This is a genomic window from Rhodococcus sp. MT28 (assembly GCF_058792695.1).
In genome coordinates this window covers 1-3,793 of record NZ_JBXAFD010000049.1, presented here as the reverse complement: position 1 = coordinate 3,793, position 3,793 = coordinate 1, and the positions used below count along the sequence as shown (strand labels likewise).

General features: G+C 58.3%; 3 protein-coding genes. All 3 read left to right on the top strand.

Annotation, left to right across the window (positions count from 1 at the left end; all coding sequences use genetic code 11):
• The coding region (locus AC1Q6C_RS33430; RefSeq protein ID WP_492667116.1) for a polysaccharide deacetylase family protein at positions 1–534 on the top strand (534 nt) is incomplete at its 5' end.
• A gap of 1,570 nt (positions 535–2,104) precedes the next feature.
• On the top strand, positions 2,105–2,983 hold the full coding sequence (locus AC1Q6C_RS33425; RefSeq protein WP_483634880.1) for a LysR family transcriptional regulator: 879 nt from the start codon (positions 2,105–2,107) through the stop codon (positions 2,981–2,983).
• A 318-nt stretch (positions 2,984–3,301) separates the two neighbouring features.
• The gene (locus tag AC1Q6C_RS33420) at positions 3,302–3,715 is read left to right on the top strand and encodes a helix-turn-helix domain-containing protein (protein ID WP_483634881.1); all 414 of its coding nucleotides are present in this window, start codon (positions 3,302–3,304) and stop codon (positions 3,713–3,715) included.
• Positions 3,716–3,793: the final 78 nt, after the last annotated feature.

The window sequence follows — 3,793 nt, the reverse complement described above, 5'->3', positions numbered from 1 at the left end:
CACGAAGCATCCTCGACGGACCTCCACAAACCCTGGGACACAACACCGATCACCAAAAGCGCGCAGACCACAGCGAAAGTCAGGGGGAAGCGCAGCACTACCCGGCGGAATGCCTGCACCGGGCCGCACAAGATCGAGGGAATATGGGAATTTCCCATCCCCTACGTGTATTCGCCGCCGCTCGGTAAGCACCAGACCGCGCTTGACTACAACTTCTGGTACACCCTCAACGGCGCCAAGAATGATCCCGCAACGACGCGGCGCGCACATGAGATAACCAAAGAGACATACGATTACATGTTCGACCAGGCGTATGAGGGCAACCGTGCACCCTTGGTGATCGCCAACCACTTCAACGACTGGAACGGAAACGCCTTCAACCCGGCAACAGCAGATTTCATGGCTGAAGCGTGCGGAAAGCCGGATACGCACTGCTCCACATACTCAGATCTGGTCGCATGGATGGAGCTGCAGGACCCGGAGATGCTCACCCAGTGGCAGAACTTACCTCCCGCCGCCGTCGGACCAGTGTGAGGCAGCGTCGAAACCTCGATGACAAATCTTGCCTATGGATCTCGGCGGACCCCACGCTCAACTTCACCAAGCCCCCAAGTGAGGCACGCGGCGTCAAATTTGCGCAGTGCCCGTCACGATTCTCATGGCGGTGCGGCTGTCGACGACACATTGAATTCTGTCAGCAGCAGCAGACGCCGCCGATCCTCGGAAGACATCATCGTTCGGCGACCCGGGCGACGGAATGGGTGATACGGAACTGGGGAATGGCCGACGCACGCAGTGAGGCCTTCTTCCCCCAGAATGTTTCGCCGCGCTCGCTCCATCTGAACGTCCATCTCGACACACGACGAAAAGGAACCCGATGAAACGACTGACAATTGCCTGCATCCTTGCCCTCACTCTCGGCGTAACAGCGTGTAATGACGCAACCACGACGAAAGAAACACCCAGTTCGACACCAACGGCAAATTCCAGCGTTAAAACCCAGCCGAGTCCTACACCGGCGACGGTCCCCGCCCGTGGTAGTCAGTCGGTGCCGTGTGAGGGCACGGTCTGCACGAACCCCAACCACGGTGCAGGTACGAATCCCGCTGACAACGGCGGGGGAGTCATGACCGACCCGGCCGGTGGTAGTCAGTCGGTGCCGTGTGAGGGCACGGTCTGCACGAACCCCAACCACGGCGCCGGCTAAAACCAAGCCCGAATCACACTGGTAAACAATGCATTACCCTGTTCGAGAGGCGGACTTTTGCGGCGGCCGGTCAAATTTCGGTCGTGCAGGGAAACTCGACGGGCACCCTCTGGAGGCGGAATAATCATCCACTTCACCTCACGCGCTGGCTGCTCAATTGCGTGTTCCGGATGACCACAATCGCAAGGCTGCAACTTGCGCAGACAGCAAATAGTTGGGGCACAGGCATGTTCGCAAAGAGCTGGCATGGGATGCCAACCGGAGTTGTCGAAAGCATCGCTGTGATACATCGACCGCCGTCGATCTTCTCGCCCGCAGGAGTACCTGCGCCGACCGGCATCGGAGAATTGACCCCATGCTCGATTTCTCTTGCAGATATCGCTCTTGCTGCGACTCGATCTACCTTCAGGCCGTGATGATCATTCGCTAAGCGGCAGAATCAGTTTCTCCGTAGTGCACGCACCGCCTGAAGCGATGACGGGCGTGCAAGGTAGACGAGGCGGGCGACCCGTAGGCAGCCCCCGCGAAACAGCATCGAGCGGTAGCCGAACTTTGGCGCCAAGGACATTGGACGACACCGTCGCCGGGTCGTCAACGAATTGACAGCGACAACGTGTCCGGTCAGGTACTGGACGTATCGGCGGGCAACGTAACTGCCCCACTGGCAACAGCAACTAACTCTCCGTCTCCGAACGACTGACGAGGACTGGTTCGCCCATCAGATTGCGTCTCCAGACGACGACGCGAGCGTGCTGATCCCTGATCGAAGGAAGGCTCAAATGGTATGAACCAAGGAGGCGAGTCCAAAACGGTGGACGGCGTGGAGTTCCAGTTCTGCGGCAAAAGAGTGGGCCCGAGCTTCGAGAATAGGGACGCGAAGCAGGGGTGGAGCTGACTATGCTCGATCCGCACCGCCTGCGCCAGTTCGTCGCTGTTGCAAAACATCTCAATATCACACATGCGGCCGCTGAGCTCGAGCTGACTCAGCAGGCAGTCAGTAGCACGATCAAAACAATCGAACGCGATCTAGGAGTGGCGTTGCTCAAACGAATCGGCCGTCGAATCGAATTGACTGACGCTGGCCGTACGCTCCGTGATGGAGCCCAACTCCTACTGGATGAGAGCAGCGCGCTCGTCAGAGCTGTGCGCGATGTGGAACCTGATCGCGACGAGCAACTGCTCATCGCACACACTTCGACGGTGTCGGTGGATGAGGTGATCGAACTCGTCGAACCCGTGTGCCGAGAGATTCCGCTGGCCTCAGTTACAGTTCGTCAGCTGCTAGCCCACGAGCTGATTCTAGCGCTCCGCGAAGGTCAGACCGACATTGCGCTGCGAAGAGGTGTCGCAGTCCCGGAAGGCTTCACAGGATCGATCATCGGGTATAGCCCTCTTCGGGTTGCGGTTTCCACTCAACACCCACTTGCAGTCGAGCGCACAATCGAACTAGAGGATCTAGCCGGCAGCGCCCTAATCCTCGCGAACCCGCCTGGAGCCTCTTTCTACTCGGACTTTCTGATTACAGCTTGTCGCCGAGAGGGTTTCGAACCTTCCGTCCTCGTCAGTCGTGTCCAAGGAATGCCCACGACTACGGCAGTGGTCGGCACTACAGGTTTCGCTTTCGTCACCGCGGAGCCCGGTCTCTATCACCACGATGAAGCCACCGTGTTGGAAGTTGCGGGTGCACCTCGTGTGCCATTGCAAGCAATATGGATGCAGCACAGAAGATCTCGGTTACGGCAGATCCTCCTGGTCAACGCGACCAGAGAGAGGTAATTCAGTGAGAGGTACACCCGGTCGCCAGGAACGACCGCTGCGTCTGTGTGAGAGATGAGAATGACGAGTTCCATGCTGACGCATGGCGTTTCTGGGCGATCTAAATCCCATCCATCGTGAACGAAGATTGGAAGCACTGGAGGATCACATGTCGGCACCCGAAACGACGGTAGAGGACGCGGTCACGGATTCTCGGACCCGCATCAGGCGAGAGTTACCCGCCGGCGCAAGTCGAGGTCGGGCCGACGCCCCTTCGTCGCAGTCTGTCGTCGTTATCGTGGGGTCGACAGACCGGGGGAGTTGCAACGGGGCTCCGTTGTGAGCGAACCTGCAATGGAGACGTTCGCGAATCGGCTCAACAAACTTTTCGAGCAAGCTGAAGTAAAGGTGACCAATCTCGAGGTCGCCCGAGGGATGCTGGAAAGTGGATGTTCGGTGTCGACGCCCTACCTATCCCAACTTCGAACCGGTGTACGCGAAAATCCGTCCCTCCTGGTAGTGAACGCGTTGGCCAACTTTTTCAGAGTTTCGCCGGACTACTTCTACGACGCGAACATCGACGAAGATCGTCCCTCGTCGAAACAAATCGACGTCGCGGATGCTGTCGTCCTCGAGAAGCTGTTAGATCGTCGCCTCCACCGTCTACTTTCAATGACATTGGGCCTGGCACCCAGTTCCGTAGAGCTGTTGGTCGACATGTCCAGTCGACTTCGTCTCGCAGATCGTCGCTAGTTGTTGTGGGTATGGACGTTGTTGACGCGGGACTGAAGTAGACGGGCTGGTCCTCGGCGTAAGAATGGGAGTTGCGAC

Bases quoted from the DNA above. Each gene is read 5' to 3' on its own strand.
- AC1Q6C_RS33425 (WP_483634880.1), top strand. From the start codon at position 2,105: ATGCTCGATCCGCACCGCCTGCGCCAGTTCGTCGCTGTTGCAAAACAT.